Here is a 17181-nt window from a genome sequence, read left to right on the forward strand (position 1 = left end):
CCGTTGTCGTACCGAACTTGGTGGGCTCGTTTCCGCAGTTCAGGCATGATGTCGGATCGGCGAGGAAGGCTCGGGCCGTCGGGTTGTCTCGCCGGTGGAGGTGTCGGGTGGCGTCGGTCGTGGGGTTGCTGGAGAAGCGGGAGTTGGCCGCGCGGGAACGCGTGGAGGGGCTGCGCGAGGAAGCGGACCGGGTGCTGGCTGAGCTCGCGGTGGCGGAGACGGACTGGCAGGAGTGGGTGATCGCCCGACAGCGGGTGGGCGAGGTCTTGTCCGTGCCGCGCGAGACTGCTGTGGCCGGCCCGGCCCTGGTCGAGGCACTGTCGGTGCCTGAGGCGGTCCCCGTCCCCGAGGTGCCTGCGGGGGCGCCCGTGCCGGGGGCCGTGCGGGCGCGTTCGGTCGTGCCGGTGTGGCGGCCAGCGTTGTCGGCGAACATGCTCGCGGTGGACTACCAGCGGATCCTGGCCGCGTTGGCGGAACGCCGCTCGGGCGGGGGCGGGGTGATGACGTGCCAGGAGATCGCCGTCGTGCTCGGGCTGGAGGTGTGCCCGGCCAGCGTGGAGGGAGTGCGGTCGAAGATGAAGCGGCTCGCGGACCGCGGTTGGGCCTTGGAGCCGGCGCCGGGCCGGTTCACGCTCGCCGACGGGCCAGCCTGCGGCTCATGAGCATCGTCATCGACCACAGCACCATTTGCTCGTGGACGGCAGGCAGTGTCTCGTAGTTGCGCACCAAACGGCGCGAGCGGAACAACCACGCGAACGTCCGCTCCACGCACCAGCGCCTCGGCAGCACCACGAACCCCGCGACATCGTCGCTTCGCTTGACGATCTGCAGGAGCTGGAGCTTCTGCCTCGCCCAAGTGACCAGGCGGCCCGCGTAGCCGCCGTCGGCCCACACCAGGACGACCTTCTTGTAGCGGTTCCGCACGCGCTTCATCAGGGGCACGGCCGCGTGGCGGTCCTGGACACTCGCGGTGGTCACCATGACCGTCAGGAGAAGGCCGAGGCAGTCCACCACGATGTGGCGCTTGCGCCCCGGCACCTTCTTGCCTGCGTCGTATCCCCGTGAAGAGGCCGGCACGGTCGCCGCGGCCCGCAGCGACTGCGAGTCGACGATGGCGGCGGTCGGTTCCGGGTTGCGGCCGGCGTGCTCGCGGACCAGGCCCCGGAGCCGATCGTGCAGCTCGGCCAGCAGGCCCTTCGCACCCCATCGTCGCGCGAAGGCGTAGACGCGGTCCCACACGGGGAAATCGCCCGGCATCGCCCGCCACGTGATGCCGCCCGCGACCAGGTAGCGCACAGCGTCCAGCATCTGCCGATGACAGTAGCCCTCCGGCTGCCCGCCCCGGCCCTCCAGCCAGGGCGGGACCGGCATCGCATCCCGCACGACCGCCCACTCCGCGTCGCTCATGTCCGAGGGGTACCGCGGCTCCCGATCCGGATGGTCGCCCGCATTCCCGAACCGGTGAGCGAGGCAATCACACGACCGTGCACCCGAGTTGGACTGCGCCGGCTCGGAACCGCAAGACTGCGACACAAGGGCCTCCTGATCAGCCCGTTGGGAATTCGACAATCCCGAGCTGGTCAGGAGTCCCCGCCTTCATGCCTGGGTTGCGGCAAGATCACCCGTTGGTGGTCCCGACTTCTGCCTGTCCGCTCACGCGTTAAGGATGTGTCCGGTCGTCGCGTCCACGTGAGCGGGGATCTCGTCGTGGCGGTCGCCCACGGTCGGCGTCCCGGTCGGCTCGAACATGAGGATCGCGGCTCCGGACGGCGCGTACGGCTTGTGCTCCGTACCTGCAGGGACGGTAAAGATCGCCCCCTGCCGCAGCAGGACCGTGCGCTCACCCTCAGGCTCGCGCAAGGAGATGTGCAGCTCCCCGTCGAGCACCAAGAAGAACTCGTCCGTGTCGTCGTGGACGTGCCAGATGTGTTCGCCCTCGACCTTGGCGACCCGGACGTCGTAGTCGTTGACGCGCGTGACGATGCGCGGACTCCATAGTGCATCGAAGGAGGCCAGGGCCTGGCGAAGAGAGATCGGCTGGTTGCTCATGGCCTCATCCTCGGCAGCTTCGCATGGGCAGCGTGAGTGCTAAGAATTGCACATGGCGAAAGAATCCTCGCACCAAGCTCACGCGGCAGGCGTACATCGGGTGGTCGTGATCGTGGACGAGAACTCGAACCCGTTCGAGCTCGGCTGCGCGACGGAAATCTTCGGCCTGCGCAGGCCGGAGATCGGCCGCGATCTCTACGACTTCCGGCTCTGCTCCCCCGAGCCCTCCACCCCGATGCGAGACGGATTCTTCACCCTCACAGCAGTCGCCGGCTTGGAGGCAGCCGATACAGCAGACACCTTGATCGTCCCCAACCGCCCCGACGTCGAGGTGCCCCGCCGACCCGCCGTGCTCGACACCATTCGACGGGCACACGCGCGCGGCGCACGCATGATCGGCTTCTGCAGCGGCGCCTTCACCCTGGCCGAGGCCGGAGTCCTCGACGGGCGCCGGGCCACAGCCCACTGGCAGTGGGCTGATGCCTTCCGTGCCCGCTTCCCTGCCGTCCACCTCGAATCAGACGTGCTGTTCGTGGACGACGGTGACATCCTCACCGCCGCAGGAAGCGCGGCCGCACTCGACCTCGGCCTGCACGTGGTCCGCCGCGACCACGGCGCCGAGGTTGCCAACTCCGTAAGCCGACGGTTGGTCTTCGCGGCACACCGCGACGGCGGGCAGCGGCAGTTCGTCGAGCGTCCCATACCCGACCTCCCCGACGAGTCCCTGGCACCCGTACTGGCCTGGGCGCAGGAACGGCTCGACTCACCACTCACGATCGCAGACCTCGCGGCGCGGGCGGGGGTCAGCCCGGCTACGCTGCACCGCCGCTTCCGGGCACAGTTGGGAACGACCCCGTTGATGTGGCTCACGGGGGAACGGCTCGCCTTGGCCTGCCGACTGATCGAGCGAGGCGAATCACGTTTCGAGGTAGTCGCACGACGGAGCGGTCTGGGCACTGCTGCCAACCTGCGCACGCTGATGCGTCGCGAAACGGGCATCACTCCGTCGGCGTACAAGCGCCGGTTCGGACCCGAGGTGAACTGACGGCAAGGACGTCCATCCATGCCAAGCCAGCTGAAAGATCACACGACCGAGTCGGCATAGTCGAACTCGCGCTCAACATGATCGGTACGACAACGGCTTCTGAAGCCCAAGCCTCAGGACCGCACACCACCTGGATACGTGTCTTGGGAGGCTGGCGTCGAGGCCGGCATCAACTCCTTCACCAAGGATGGCGAAGAATGGGCCTCCATTCCGGTCATCATCACAGAAGCACGGTAGGCATGGATCCGACTGTAAGATTGAAAAGGGTTCCCGAAGGGGACGTGTCCCTTAGGGACATGAGATATCTCGCGCAGATCGATCTTGATGCTGCGGCGCTGGAGGAACGCTGGGGCAGCCCAGATACAGTCCGCGATGACCTCGCAGAGTGGGTTTGCTTCGCCTTCACCCCAGCGGAGGGGGAGGCGTTCTTCCTGCAGCGGGAGCTGCATCACCCGCCTTCAAATGGTTTTGTACTCAGTGTCTCCGAGGGGCTCTTCTGCGGGGACACCGTCCATGGGATCGTCGCAGCCCTGGGAATTGCCGGAGCCCAGGTGACTCACGTGAACGCCGAGGCAACCCCGTAGCGCTCAGCGCCAGCGAGGACCTCTTCCAGTTCTACGCCCGACAGTTCTTGAGTAGCTCTCAAGAAACGTCACGAGATCCCGTTCCGCCGAAAGGTGGGGCGGGATCTCGGCGTTTGCGGGGTGCTGATCACGTTTGAAGACGTGGCATCACATGCCGCTGGGATGCGTGGACAGCCAGTCGGGGTGCGCGGCTTTGAGATCGTCCCTGACCGCGGCGCTGGGCGCGAATACATCCCCGCCACCGTCATAGGGGTGATTGGCTGTGAACGACTTCTCTGGCCCCAGCGAAACGCTTGGGTTCTAGAGGTGGTCGCAACACCAGACCCTGAGGGGTGTTGCATTGACCAAGCCGCGGCGGACCTATAAGGAGCGTGGACCTGCCCCGTTGGCCGAGAAGCGTGACCAATACCTTCGGCTCATGGCGCAAGGATTGAGTAACTCGGCCGCGTGCCGAGAGGTGGGCGTCAACCGCAAGACGGGGAACCGGTGGAGGTACGGACGGAAGGTCGTCGACCGGTCCGGCCGGGAGCACGTCTACCTGCCCATCACCGAGGAACGGGACACCGGCGCGGGCTCGCCGCGGTTCCTGTCGGAGGACGAGCGGATCGTCATCGCCGACCTGCTGCGGGCCAAGAAGTCCCTGCGCGCCATCGCCCGCGAGCTCGGCCGGAACCCGGCCACGATCAGCCGTGAGGTGCGCCGCAACCGCGACCCGCGCACCGGCAAGTACCGCCTGTGCCAGGCCCAGCGACGAGCGGCCCTGCGCCGCGCCCGCTCCAAGGAAGGAAAGATAGGCCGCGATCCGGAGCTGAAGGAGTTCATCCAGCAGCACCTGGACCGGCGCTGGAGCCCGGAGCAGATCAGCCAGGTCCTGCGCTCGGCCTTCCCGGACGAGCCCGACCGCCACCTGGCCCACGAGACCATCTACCAGGCGATCTACCTGCGCACCGCGGCGGCCTGGAACGCACGCCCGGCGTGCTGCGCACCGGCCGCCGCTCCCGACGCCGCAGACGCCGCGCAGACCAGCGCACCACCCGGTTCGTCTACCCCGGCGAGCCGGTCAGCCAGCGCCCGGCCGAAGTCGCCGACCGCCTGGTCGCGGGACATTGGGAGGGCGACCTCATCGTCGGCCAGGGCAACCGGTCGGCCATCGGCACCCTGGTCGACCGCACCACCCGCTACGTCAAGCTCCTGCACCTGCCCGACGGCCGGGGATCCGAGCACGTCCGCGACGCCCTCGTGCACACCTTCGCCAGCCTGCCGGCCGACCTCGCCCGCTCGCTGACCTGGGATCAGGGCAGCGAGATAGGTCGGCACGACGAGTTCACCCGCGCCACCAGCATCCCGGTCTACTTCTGCGAGCTGGCCAGCCCCTGGCAGCGCGGTTCGAACGAGAACACGAACGGCCTGCTGCGGCAGTACTTCCCGAAGGGCACGGACCTGTCGATCTACAGCGCCGAAGACCTCGCCTACGTCGCCGCCGAACTCAACGAACGCCCCCGCAAGACCCTCGCTGGCAGACACCCGCCGAGCTCTTCGCTAGGCTCGTCGCAACACTTGAGTGATCGCGTGTTGCGATGATCGCCAGAATCCGCCTCCACCGCTCATCCGCCCAGCCCTGAGTCATCCTGCCTTCCAGCATCAGTGGCTCGAGCACGGCTGCTGCCCGACGGGGACGACGGGGGTTCCGGCGACGAGCGCGCGGCGGCTCTCAGCGTCTGGGCCACCACCCCGCCCAACCGCACGCCGGGGTTCTGCCTCACCGACGGCCGTGAACGCGCGGGCGCCTACGCGAACGCCGTCGCCGACCAACTCCCTTGCACGCAGGTGACCGTACCGACGACGTAAATCGAAGCGGCCGACGAGAAGGAGGAGGCGGAGGCGTCGGAGCGGCGCCGCGGGGACTCGGCGGACCTGTGGATTGCGATCGCCTTGTCCCATCGGCCCATCCGTTGCCGTCACTGCCCTGGTTCGGAATCCCTCAGAGCGTCCCCGGCCCCGCCCCGAGCCCGCCGGTCAGAACCCGGAAGGCGCCCCGATGTTCGTGCTGATCTTGCCGTGCTGGGAGTGCGACCCGTAGGCGACCCTGATGAAGATGTTGGAGCTGCGGCCGTTCAGCGTGGCGGTCTTCGTCGTCCAGACACCGTCGCACTCGCTGAACGAGGCGCTCTTCCCCGAGTCGGATGCGATCGCGTTCGCCTTGGCACACACACCGTCGGTGTCGTCGTCGAGCAGCTGGAACTTCACGGTCTGCCAGTAGTCGTTGTCGTGGATGTTCTTGCCCCAGGTGACCGTGCAGTTCCTGGTCCTGGCGTGGACCGTGCCGCCGCTGTCCGACACGTACAGCGATGCACAGTCGACGGTCCTGGTGCGGTCGCCGGTGTCCGCGGAGGCCGTTGTCGGCGCGACGGCCGCACCGACCAACGACACGGTCAACGCCAGACCGGAGACGGCCGCGAGCCTCGGCCGTGACGGGCGGGGCGAGGATACGGACGAGGAAGCGGACATGAGAGTCCCCTTTCTGGAATCACTGATTACTGGGATCAGTACGAAGGCCATGCCCGCGCGGGCTCTCAGAGGTCGCGCGGCGGCGCTGTCACGTTGGCTGAGCGGGTGGGATGATCTTCTGGTTGATCGTGTTGGAGGGGGCTGTTTCCGTGGGGGCCGTGGCTCCGTCGTACAAGGGGCACCGATACCCGGTCGAGGTCATCTCCCACTGCGTATGGCTGTACCACCGCTTCCCCCTCAGCTTCCGCGAGGTCGAGGAACCGATGCTCGAGCGCGGGATCGTCCTCTCCTACGAGACGGTGCGCCGCTGGTGCGCCAAGTTCGGGCAGCGGTACGCCGATTCGCTGCGCCGCCGCCGGCCCCGGCCTGGTGACAAGTGGCACTTGGACGAGGTCTTCATCAAGATCAATGGGGAACAGAAGTATCTGTGGCGGGCGGTCGACCAGGACGGCAACGTCCAGGACATCTTGGTACAGAACCGCCGGGACACCGCTGCGGCCAGGCGCTTCTTGCGCAGGCTGATGAAGAAGACCCGCACGGTGCCGCGGGTGATCGTCACTGACAAGCTCCGCTCCTACGGCGCCGCCCGCCGCGAGGTCATGCCCTCCGTCGAGCACCGGCAGTCGAAGCACCTGAACAACCGCGCGGAGAACAGCCACCAGCCAACAAGGCAGCGCGAACGGGCGATGAAAGGCTTCCGCGGCACCGGCACAGCCCAGCGGTTCCTGTCCTCGTTCAGCGGCATCTCACCCCACTGCCGGCCCCGCCGCCACCTGATGCCCGCACACCACTACCGAGCCTAGATGGCCGTCCGCTTCGCCATCTGGGAGCAGATCACCGGCGCCGCCTACCCCTCCACCACGGCCTGAGCACAGCCCGGAACCGGGCTCCACCACGCCACGACGCACCATCAGACACCCACCCACCCAACAACGTGACAGCGCCGTTCGTGCAGCTCGCCGAGGTCTACGACTCGGAACAGACCCCGTGGTCTGCCGCACGCCGGGAGGCGTATGCGAACGACCAGGCGTCCCCGGACACGCTGATCGCGGTGTCCGCCGCCTCCAACCGGTCCAAGGCCGACAAGGACCCGGCGGAGTGGCTTCCGTCGGACGGCTCCTACCACTGCACGTATGCCGCGACCTGGGTCGGCACCAAGCTCCGCTGGGACCTGGCCGTCGACGAGGCTGAGCGCCAGGCACCTCTCGGACTCGCTGAGGACTGCCCAACACGACTGTCGTCTACGAGCGCGCTGCCTCGTAGAGGCCCGCAGCTCAGCTGCAAGGGGTGGCAGCGACCGGGTGCTGGGAAGGAACCTGTTGACCTGTCCAGCCTATCCACCACCAAGACGAGCAGGACCGGCTGTGCGACATCGTGGCCGGCTGGGGCGGGGGGCACCGTCGCCTACACCCCGCCCCGTAGTGCCTTCTCGCATGGAGGGCCAGACGGCGCAGCCCGCTCGCCGTGGTGGTGGCGGCGTCCTAGCGTGGAGTAGCCCAGGACCGTGGCCCCAGCCGGGGCCTCCTGCCCGGGCCGTTCGGTACGGATCCCGCGTCGCGGCAGGGCTCTGTGGTCGCAGCAGGCCGCTCAGCAGCACACACATCACCGGTGCTCGCGCCGCTGGTGGGACGGAGACAGATGGCGCAGTCGTCGTGGAGTGAGTACAGGCCGGGGCAGCGGTTTCCGGGGGCGATCGGGCGGACGACCGATGAGTCGAGTCCGGCGTGGCCCCAGCCGGTGCGGGCGGTGGCGGGTGCGCCGAACGTGTTGTTCATCGTGTTCGACGACACGGGGTTCGGGCAGTTCGGCTGCTACGGCAGTCCGATCGAGACGCCGAATCTGGACGCGCTGGCCGCAGGCGGGCTGCTGTACAGCAACATGCACACCACCGCGCTGTGCTCGCCGTCGCGCTCCTGCATCATCACGGGCCGCAACCACCATGCCAACGGCATGGCCGCGATCACGGAACTGGCCACCGGCTACCCGGGCTACAACGGGCAGATCCCGTTCGAGAACGGGTTCCTGTCGGAGATGCTGCTGCAGCACGGCTACAACACGTACATGGTCGGCAAGTGGCACCTGATGCCCTCGGAGCAGGAGTCGGCGGCCGGGCCGTACGACCGGTGGCCGCTGGGGCGGGGTTTCGAGCGGTTCTACGGGTTCCTCGGCGGCGACACGAGCCAGTGGTATCCGGACCTGGTGTACGACAACCACCAGGTCGAGCCGCCGGCCACGCCGCAGGAGGGCTACCACCTGACGGAGGACCTGGTGGAGCGGGCGATGTCGTTCATCGCCGACGCCAAGCAGGTCGCCCCGGACAAGCCGTTCTTCCTGAACCTGTGCCCCGGTGCGACGCATGCCCCGCACCATGTGCCCAAGGAGTGGGCGGATCGCTACCGGGGACGGTTCGACGACGGCTGGGACGCCTACCGCGAGCAGACCTTCGCCCGGCAGAAGCAGCTCGGCGTGGTGCCCGCCGACGCCCGCTTGTCCCCGCGCGATCCGGACGTGCCCACGTGGGAGTCGCTGTCCCCGGAGGCAAGGAGACTTGCCGCGCGGATGATGGAGGTCTACGCCGGGTTCCTCTCCCACACCGACCACCACATCGGGCGGCTGGTGGACTTCCTGAAGGAGACCGGAGAGTTCGACAACACGCTGATCATGGTGGTATCCGACAACGGGGCGAGCGCCGAGGGCGGGGCGACCGGCACCACCAACGAAGTGCAGTTCTTCAACAACGCGCCCGAGACGCTGGAGGAGAGCCTGACGCAGATCGACGAGCTCGGCGGCCCCTCCACGTTCAACCACTACCCGTGGGGATGGACCTGGGCGGGCAACACGCCGTTCCGGCGGTGGAAGCGGGAGACGTACCGCGGTGGCGTCAGCGACCCGTTCCTCGTCCACTGGCCCGACGGCATCAAGGCCCGAGGTGAGATCCGCGACCAGTTCGCGCACATCATCGACATGGTGCCCACCGTCCTGGACGTGCTCGGCATTGAGGCGCCCACGACCATTCGGGGGGTCACCCAGTCACCCCTGCACGGGGTCAGCTTCGCGCACACCTTCGACGACGCTGGCGCGGCGAGCCGCCACCGCACCCAGTACTACGAGATGCTCGGGCACCGGGCGATCGACCACGACGGATGGCGGGCGGTCTGTCCCTGGCCCGGTCCCTCATTCGAGGAGGCCGAGCGGCCCTTTGGCACTCCGATCACCATGGCCGACCTCGACGACCTCGACGCCCACCACTGGGAGCTCTACCAGGTCGGCGAGGACATCGCCGAGACCCGGAACCTCGCCCAGGAGCACCGCAGCAAACTCATCGAGATGATCGCGCTGTGGTACGTGGAGGCCGGCAAGTACAACGTGATGCCGATCGACGGCAGCGTCCTGCAGCGCATCATGACCGAGCGCCCGCAGATCACCGAGAACCGCACCAGCTACACCTTCCGTTCCGGCACCCAGGCCGTGCCCGCCGCAGTCGCCCCCCGGGTCCTCAACCGCCCGCACAGCGTCACCGCCGACGTCGAGATCCCGCCCGGCTGCGCGCAGGGCGTCTTGCTCTGCCAGGGCACCAACGCCGGTGGCTGGTCCCTCTACGTCAAGGACGGCCACCTCCACTACGCCCACAACTACGTACAACGGGCCCTGCACCACGTCGCCTCCAGCGAAACCGTGCCCGAGGGGCGGCACGCGCTGCGCTTCGAGTTCGAGCCCACCGGCGCCCCCGACATCGCCCACGGCAAGGGCGCACCCGGCCGCGCCCAGCTCTACATCGACGGCCGCCTCGTCGGCGAGACCGAGATGCCGGTCACCACGCCGATCACGTTCAATCCGGGCGGCATGGCTTGCGGCGCCAATCCCGGATCTGCCGTCACCCCCGACTACCAGGCGCCGTTCCGCTTCACCGGCACTCTTCACAGCGTCACCGTCGACCTGTCCGGCGACCTCATCGTCGACGCCGAGAGCGAGATGCGCATGCACATGGCCCGCCAGTGACCCGCGGGTGGCCTACGGAGTCGCGGACCAACCCCGCAGTGGGCAACACCTGCGCGAGGAGAGGCGATCCACCGGGTACAGCAGGCCCAACGTAGGCACTCCACTACCGGCCCACAGGGAATACCGCACGGTTCGAATGACGCTCCCCGCCAGCTGGCGCCTCCGCCTGGACCGCCGCCGAACGCCAGGCGTACGCCAACGACCTGGACGACGCCCGCGCCCTGATCGCGGTATCGGCGGCCAGTAACCGATCCAAGGCCGACCAGGACCCCACCACCTGGCAACCCCCGACCACCGGCTATCGCTGCACCTACGCAACCGACTGGGTCGCCATCAAGACCAGGTGGAGCCTTGCCATCGACCCCGCTGAACAGACGGCGATCTCCGAGATCCTCGATGCCTGCCCCAACGCACCCATCGAGGTCACTCTCGCCCGCTGACCATGCAGATACACGCTCGAGGGGTTCCGAACCCGTGGTTCGGAACCCGTTCGGCGCCTGCTCCGCGATGGGCTTCAACCTTGCCTTCGACGCCGGCGAGTAAGCCCCGCCCAGGGCCGACTTCGGACGAACGAACGGGAAACCGCTCACGTGTGCGGATGCGGGATGGGCTCTGTCAGACCCCGCTGTCACCATCCGGCCATGGCCCAGATCAGCCCCAAACTTGCCCACGCCTTCTTCGCGGACATCTCCGCCGACTCCCCTGTTCCGCTGGACCCAGACGACCTCCTGCACATGGCTCATGTGCGCCGTCACGGCCGCGCCATCTTCGGCGACATCGCGGTGCGCTGCTTCAAGAACAAGTCGAAGGGGACGTACGACGAACGCGAGATCCGCCGCGCGGCCCAAACGTTCGCGGACTTCCGCCTGGACGTCGACGACGTCGTGGAGGTGCAACTGCCCGCCTACTTCGACGCCGCCGACGGCGACGACCAGGGCATGGGGTACCGCGGCCCGGCCGCCTGGCGGCCCCAGATCGCGTCGTGGCTGTTCTGGGAGGCCCGCCGCAAGCATCAGGAGGGGCGGCCCTACGAAGAGTGGAACGACAGCTGGAAGCGCCTCGGAGCCAACGGGCTGCCCGGCACGCTGACGTGGGACGAGTTCGTCGCGGCGCGCAGCAGGGTCCGGCACCGGCAGAACATCGCCAACACCCGGCCGCTGGACTTGATGACCTGCTCCGGCGGCAGCCTGTTCCTGCCGAGGGCCTACTCCGAGCTCCTGGACCGCTGGGAGCAGGTGGAGGAGGACCTGGTCGGCGAGGCCCGGACCTGCTCCAGCTGTCGTGCACAGGGCCCGCGCTGGGGCGGCTGGCGCACGCAGACTCCGCTCGGCTACGTCACCCTGTGTCCGCCGTGCTCAGGTGCCACCTTCCAGCGGCACACCGGGCACCTGCGCGGCGTGCTGTACGACTCACGCCGCATGCGCGGCATCCGAGCCGACGACTACCTGTGCCGGCTGTGCGCCGAACGCCGGGCGGCCGCGTGGGATCACTGCCACGACCACGGCTATCTGCGCGGGCCTTTGTGCGGCAGCTGCAACACCTTCGAGGGCAAGAGCGTCCCGCGCCACTTTCTCGAGGAGAAGGAGGAGGCCGTCCTGCACCTCCTGGAATGCCGCGGCTGCCTGGAAGGGCGGATCCTGCCCGGCCGGTACCACGTCGGCCTCGTTCAAAAGCATCTGGAGGCGACCGAGCGCCACCGACACCGCAGCCGCCCGTGCCGGCGCCAGCCGTGGGCCCGGCACGTGGAACTCGCCCACGGGGCACACCGCTTCGAGCTGGAATGCTGGCAGCACAACACGACGTGGACGAAGGACGTCACCGTGCCCGACACCCTGGCGCTCGTACGGGACTTCGTCGACCAGGCGCTCGCCGCGCGGCCGGGCACCGTAACCGTGCCCGCGCAAGCGGCGCTGGGCACACAGACGCGTGCATGAACATCCGACCCCCCGCGGATACGCGTGTGAGGCCCCAAACCGGCACAGCAGCGCGGTACGGGGCCTCACGGACATCCGGCGGTCAGGACCGCAGCGCCGTCAGCGGCGGGTCTCCCACCAAAGGATCAGCAGCGTCACGGCACCGCTGCCCAGCTTGTAGGCCACCCCCTGAAGGAAGTGGTGGTGAACACTTTGTCCACCGCTGCCGCCCCGTTTCCGCAGGTGGATGCGGATGGACGCCTACCATCTGTCCACGGGGCGAGGATGTTTGTCTCATGAATTCACGCTAACCTCGATCTTGCTTACCGACTGGAGACCAACCCGCACCACCCGAGACGAACACCGCCTACCAGGCCATCGTGAACACCTTCAACCAGCATCCCGATCAAGAGTTCCGAGCCCGTGAGCTGCACGAACGGCGCTGTCACGTTGTTGGGTGGGTGGGTGTCTGATGGTGCGTCGTGGCGTGGTGGAGCCCGGTTCCGGGCTGTGCTCAGGCCGTGGTGGAGGGGTAGGCGGCGCCGGTGATCTGCTCCCAGATGGCGAAGCGGACGGCCATCTCGGCTCGGTAGTGGTGTGCGGACAGCCGGTGGCGTCGGGGCCGGCAGTGGGGTGAGATGCCGCTGAACGAGGACAGGAACCGCTGGGCTGCGCCGGTGCCGCGGAAGCCTTTCATCGCCCGTTCGCGCTGCCTTGTTGGCTGGTGGCTGTTCTCCGCCCGGTTGTTCAGGTACTTCGACTGCCGGTGCTCGACGGAGGGCATGACCTCGCGGCGGGCGGCGCCGTAGGAGCGGAGCTTGTCAGTGACGATCACCCGCGGCACCTGCGGGTCTTCTTCATCAGCCTGCGCAAGGAGCGCCTGGCCGCAGCGGTGTCCCGGCGGTTGTGTACCAAGATGTCCAGGACGTTGCCGTCCTGGTCGACCGCCCGCCACAGATACTTCTGTTCCCCATTGATCTTGATGAAGACCTCGTCCAAGTGCCACTTGTCACCAGGCCGGGGCCGGCGGCGGCGCAGTGAATCGGCGTACCGCTGCCCGAACTTGGCGCACCAGCGGCGCACCGTCTCGTAGGAGAGGACGATCCCGCGCTCGAGCATCGGTTCCTCGACCTCGCGGAAGCTGAGGGGGAAGCGGTGGTACAGCCATACGCAGTGGGAGATGACCTCGACCGGGTATCGGTGCCCCTTGTACGACGGAGCCACGGCCCCCACGGAAACAGCCCCCTCCAACACGATCAACCAGAAGATCATCCCACCCGCTCAGCCAACGTGACAGCGCCCCCGGCAGTACCAACACCGCGCCGGTCGCACTGTGAACCGAATTCGCGTCCATCAAGGTTCGGTGGCACACGCTCAGAGTTCGATGACACCGGACACAGGGGCAGATGTCCCGTGCCACTGAACCTTGACCGTTGCCAACGAACCTTGACGGACGCGAGTTTGAGTCATCGAAGTTTGATCATCCCTGGTCAGAGGCTCTCGATGGCCGGGCTGGGTGACCGCGCGGGTTACGCGGTCGAGCGCGGCGCTCCGGGGACCACATGACACCGCAGCGCGCTGACCAGGGGTGATATCGATCAAACTTCCCTACGTTGTTCTGCGGGACGTGGTGAGCCCTTCCCTACGTTGTTCTGCGGGACGTGGTGAGCCCTTCGTATGGTTCATCCACCCAGGGGCGTCGGGTGTGGCTTTCAAACTTCTGCCACTTGTGGCTTCCATCGATTGGCCGCCCGACGCCCCACGACGACTCGGCTGCCAATTAGGAATTGCGAATGATCGCTACGTAGGGAATCGACAGCGAGGTCGTCCGTGGGAGGCACCAGCAACACCACCGCACGGAGGCACCACATGGCCGCCATCTGGGCTGGCATCGACGCAGGCAAAGCCCACCATCACTGCGTCGCGATCGACGAGAGCGGCCGCCGGTGCTGTCGCGACGCGTCGCTAACGACGAACCCGAACTGCTCGAACTTCTCGCCGACATCCTGGCCCTGGGGGACGAGGTGACCTGGGGCATCGACCTGGCCGACGGCGGAGCCGCCCTGGCCATCGCGCTCCTGGTCAACCGCGACCAGCCGGTCCACTACATCTCCGGCCGGGCCATCCACCGCGCTTCCGAGAGCTACCGCGGCGAGGGCAAGACCGACGCGAAGGACGCCGCCGTCATCGCCGACCAGGTCCGCGTCCGCCGCGATCTGCATCCGCTGCGGGCCGGCGACGACACCGTCATCGATCTCAAGATCCTCACCGGCCGCCGCATGGACCTGGTCGCCGACCGCACCCGCACCGTCAACCGCCTCCGTGCCCAGTTCACTGGCATCTTCCCCGGCCTGGAGCGGGCCCTGGACCTCACCAACACCGGCCCGCTCACCCTGCTGACCGGCTATCAGACCCCCGCGGCTATTCGCCGGATCGGCGTCAAGCGGCTGGAGACCTGGCTGCGCAACCGCCACGTCGTCCGCCCCGACCGGCTCGCCGAAACCGCCGTCCAGGCCGCCGAACGGCAGCACACGAGCCTGCCCGGCGAGAAGCTGGCCGCCACGTTGGTACACACCCTGGCGAAGGAAGTGATGAGCCTCAACCAGCAGGTCGCCGAGCTCGACAAGGCCATCGAGGCCCGGTTTCGCGACCACCACACCTTCGAGGTGATCACCAGCATGCCCGGCCTGGGCATCATCCTCGGCGCCGAGTTCCTGGCAGCCACCGGCGGCGACATGACTGTCTTCCGCACCGCCGACCGCCTCGCCGGCTTCGGCGGCGTCGCCCCGGTGCCCCGCGATTCCGGGAAGCTGAGCGGGAACCTGCGCCGCCCGCAGCGGTACAACCGCCGCCTCCAACGCGTCTTCTACACCTCGACGTTGTTCAGCATCCGCCACTGCGAGGAATCCCGGCGCTTCTACGATCGCAAACGTGCCGAGGGCAAGCGCCATACCCAGGCCGTCCTGGCTCTCGCTCGCCGCCGCGTCAACGTCCTCTGGGCCCTTCTGCGCGACGGACGGCGCTACGAGCCAGCTCCGCCGGCAAGGGCTGCCGCATAGGAAGGGACGCGACACGCTGCGCGCGTCCAGTTGGCCTGACCGACCCCGTCAGACCAGGCAAAACTCGTTACCTTCCGGGTCTGCCATCACCACGTGATCCGGCCTGCCCTGCAACTCGTCCTCACGGACCACGGTCGCGCCCGCAGCGGTCAACCGCTCCACCGCCTCGACCACGCGCGGCCAGCGCACCTCCCACGGGGTTTCACGGCCGCCACCAACTTGCACGTCGATATGCAGCCGGTTCTTCGCCGCCTTCGGCTCCGGCACCTTCAGGAAGGACAAGGTAGGGCCCACGCCGTCCGGATCTGAGAGGTACGCCCCGTCATCCCACTCGTCCTCCGGAACCTCATGATGCGAGAACCACTCCTCCCAGCTCCCGAACCCTGCGGGCGCGGGCTTCTCCTCGTAGCCCAACGCCAGCGCCCAGAACGCGGCCAGTTTCCCCGGGTACGCGCAGTCGATCGTCAAGCTCCACTTGGTCGCCATGAGCCCTCCCCAGTCGGATGAACGGACTGTACCGCGCACCTCCGACACCTCCTGCCCGCTACCTCAAGCGTGCGCCGCGGCTTGACGAACGACATTAGGAATCGATGGCGCGCGGTCAAGGTTCATTGACACGGGACAGCAGACGGCGCCGCCGGTGGGCAGCCTGCCCACTAGACTCGAACGGGTGAACGATTCTAGTGACTTGCCGCCTGACCTCCCCCGTCTTCGGACGCTGGAGACCTGGCTGATCCTGACCCTGGACCGGGTGCAGCGGCAGATCGCGGACGCCGAGCGCCAGGAGCAGGAACGCCAGCGCGCCGTCGCCGCCCGGCCGCCGGCCCCCGCCTGGCTCCTGGAGCTCGGTCTCAACCGAGACGCTCCCCCGGTGTACATCCACGAGGGCCACTGCCACATGGCGGGCAAGAGGGCGCACGGCATCACACGGGCGGAGGCGCTGCGCTGGCTCGCCAGCGGTGTGGCCGCCTACTCGCACTGCCGGGCGGACACGGTGCTCAGCTTCCTCGACGGGTGACTCAGGCGCTGCGGCGAGGATTCTTCGCGGCGGTCTTCTTGGCCGGCTGCTTCTTCGCCGCCGTCTTCTTCGACTTCGGCATCTTGTGCACGTCGGCGTCCTCGCCGCGGGCGGCCTTCGCCTTGGATACGGACTCGGTCAGGGCGGCCATCAAGTCGAGGACCTCGCCCGGCTTCTCAGGCTCTGGGGCGTCCGGGAGCGGCTGGTCCGCCCGCTTCGCCTCGATGATCTTTGCGAGGGCGTCGGTGTAGGCATCCTCGAACTCAGGACCGGTGAGGTCATCGCGGCCCATGGTCTCCATCAGCGCCAGCGCGCCCTCGATTTCACCCTCGGACACTTCCACCGGCGGCGGCAGCAGCTCGGCGGGGTCGCGGACTTCGTCCGGCCAGCGCATCGCGTGCAGCACGATCGCGTCCTCGCGCACCCGCAGCAGGCCCAGGCGCTCGCGGCCCGACCATGCGTACTTGGCGACCGCGACCTTCGCTAACGCGCCAGGGCCTGGCGCAGCAGCTTGTAAGGCTTGGCTGCGACCTGCCCGGCCGACTGCAGGTAGTACCCCTCCGCGATCCGGATCGGGTCCACAGACTCCAGGGGCACGAACGCCTCGATCTCGATCGCCTTGGCAGTCGGCAGCGGCAGATCCCGCAGCTCCTCCTCGCTGATGGGGATGACCTGCGTCTTCGTCAGCTCGTAGCCCTTACCGATCTCCGCCTGAGAGACCTCGCGGTCCTCGATCTCGCACACCTTGCGGGTGCGGATCCGGCCCATGTCCTCCAGGTGGTACCGGTGGAAGTGGATGCTGTGGTCCTCGGTCGCGCTGACCACGTTGATCGGCACCGTGACCAGGCCGAAGCTGATCGCGCCGCTCCAGATTGTTCGGGGCATAGGGCACCTCCGCCGCGGGCCCCGAACAGGGTCAGCCTATGAGCCGGTCGTGACACCGGCACCTCGACGGCGCGGGCAGGCAGCGACACCCTGGACCCCGACAGTTCAGCTCCCGGGGGTG

Annotated in this window: 12 protein-coding genes and 6 pseudogenes; 11 read left to right on the forward strand and 7 right to left on the reverse strand. The window is 68.0% G+C overall.

Features of this window, described 5'->3' with window-relative positions; translation table 11 throughout:
- The first annotated feature begins 107 nt into the window (after positions 1-107).
- On the forward strand, positions 108-662 hold the full coding sequence (locus tag OHS82_RS02345) for a hypothetical protein (protein ID WP_328433126.1): 555 nt from the start codon (positions 108-110) through the stop codon (positions 660-662).
- Here OHS82_RS02345 and OHS82_RS02350 read toward each other — a convergent pair.
- Positions 628-1407, reverse strand: coding sequence for an IS5 family transposase (locus OHS82_RS02350; RefSeq protein ID WP_328433127.1), 780 nt, complete (start codon positions 1405-1407; stop codon positions 628-630). The two genes, OHS82_RS02345 and OHS82_RS02350, sit on opposite strands and share 35 nt — an antisense overlap.
- Before the next feature lie 246 nt (positions 1408-1653).
- On the reverse strand, positions 1654-2049 hold the full coding sequence (locus OHS82_RS02355) for a cupin domain-containing protein (RefSeq protein WP_328433128.1): 396 nt from the start codon (positions 2047-2049) through the stop codon (positions 1654-1656).
- Between the two features lie 52 nt (positions 2050-2101).
- On the opposite strand from OHS82_RS02355, the gene OHS82_RS02360 reads away from it, so the two are divergent.
- Complete coding sequence (locus tag OHS82_RS02360) at positions 2102-3094, forward strand: GlxA family transcriptional regulator (protein ID WP_328433129.1); 993 nt, start codon at positions 2102-2104, stop codon at positions 3092-3094.
- 296 nt (positions 3095-3390) lie between these two features.
- Positions 3391-3678, forward strand: coding sequence for a hypothetical protein (locus tag OHS82_RS02365; RefSeq protein ID WP_328433130.1), 288 nt, complete (start codon positions 3391-3393; stop codon positions 3676-3678).
- 147 nt (positions 3679-3825) lie between these two features.
- Here the strand turns inward: OHS82_RS02365 and OHS82_RS43370 are convergent, their stop codons facing one another.
- On the reverse strand, positions 3826-3963 hold the full coding sequence (locus tag OHS82_RS43370) for a DUF3885 domain-containing protein (RefSeq protein WP_443061827.1): 138 nt from the start codon (positions 3961-3963) through the stop codon (positions 3826-3828).
- 145 nt (positions 3964-4108) lie between these two features.
- On the opposite strand from OHS82_RS43370, the pseudogene OHS82_RS02370 reads away from it, so the two are divergent.
- A pseudogene (locus OHS82_RS02370) lies at positions 4109-5243 on the forward strand (IS30 family transposase).
- A 79-nt stretch (positions 5244-5322) separates the two neighbouring features.
- Positions 5323-5526 (forward strand): hypothetical protein, encoded by a 204-nt coding sequence (locus OHS82_RS02375; RefSeq protein WP_057574994.1) that lies wholly within the window; start codon positions 5323-5325, stop codon positions 5524-5526.
- Between the two features lie 168 nt (positions 5527-5694).
- On the opposite strand, the gene OHS82_RS02380 is transcribed toward OHS82_RS02375, so the two are convergent.
- The gene (locus OHS82_RS02380; RefSeq protein WP_157876271.1) at positions 5695-6186 is read right to left on the reverse strand and encodes a hypothetical protein; all 492 of its coding nucleotides are present in this window, start codon (positions 6184-6186) and stop codon (positions 5695-5697) included.
- A 110-nt stretch (positions 6187-6296) separates the two neighbouring features.
- Here OHS82_RS02380 and OHS82_RS02385 point away from each other — a divergent pair.
- The 4 genes and pseudogenes from OHS82_RS02385 to OHS82_RS02400 form a co-directional block, all read left to right on the forward strand.
- Positions 6297-6986: pseudogene (locus OHS82_RS02385) on the forward strand (IS6 family transposase); the annotation flags it as partial.
- 964 nt (positions 6987-7950) lie between these two features.
- Entirely contained in the window at positions 7951-10185 is a 2235-nt protein-coding gene (locus OHS82_RS02390; protein ID WP_328433132.1) for an arylsulfatase, read from the forward strand.
- Between the two features lie 152 nt (positions 10186-10337).
- A pseudogene (locus tag OHS82_RS02395) lies at positions 10338-10625 on the forward strand (HNH endonuclease); the annotation flags it as partial.
- Positions 10626-10826: 201 nt separating this feature from the next.
- Positions 10827-12119: an endonuclease domain-containing protein gene (locus OHS82_RS02400; protein ID WP_328433133.1), complete on the forward strand. Its 1293-nt coding sequence runs from the start codon at positions 10827-10829 to the stop codon at positions 12117-12119.
- 493 nt (positions 12120-12612) lie between these two features.
- On the opposite strand, the pseudogene OHS82_RS02405 reads toward OHS82_RS02400, so the two are convergent.
- Positions 12613-13370: pseudogene (locus OHS82_RS02405) on the reverse strand (IS6 family transposase).
- Positions 13371-13967: 597 nt separating this feature from the next.
- On the opposite strand from OHS82_RS02405, the pseudogene OHS82_RS02410 reads away from it, so the two are divergent.
- Positions 13968-15157: pseudogene (locus OHS82_RS02410) on the forward strand (IS110 family transposase).
- Between the two features lie 48 nt (positions 15158-15205).
- Here the strand turns inward: OHS82_RS02410 and OHS82_RS02415 are convergent.
- Entirely contained in the window at positions 15206-15643 is a 438-nt protein-coding gene (locus OHS82_RS02415) for a VOC family protein (protein WP_328433134.1), read from the reverse strand.
- Positions 15644-15827: 184 nt separating this feature from the next.
- Between OHS82_RS02415 and OHS82_RS02420 the strand changes: the two genes are divergently transcribed.
- Positions 15828-16175, forward strand: coding sequence for a DUF6233 domain-containing protein (locus tag OHS82_RS02420; protein WP_328433135.1), 348 nt, complete (start codon positions 15828-15830; stop codon positions 16173-16175).
- Position 16176: 1 nt separating this feature from the next.
- Here the strand turns inward: OHS82_RS02420 and ku are convergent.
- Positions 16177-17060 (reverse strand): annotated as a pseudogene (ku, locus tag OHS82_RS02425) (non-homologous end joining protein Ku).
- Positions 17061-17181 lie beyond the last annotated feature (121 nt).

It is taken from the genome of Streptomyces sp. NBC_00425, from assembly GCF_036030735.1.
GTDB lineage: Bacteria > Actinomycetota > Actinomycetes > Streptomycetales > Streptomycetaceae > Streptomyces.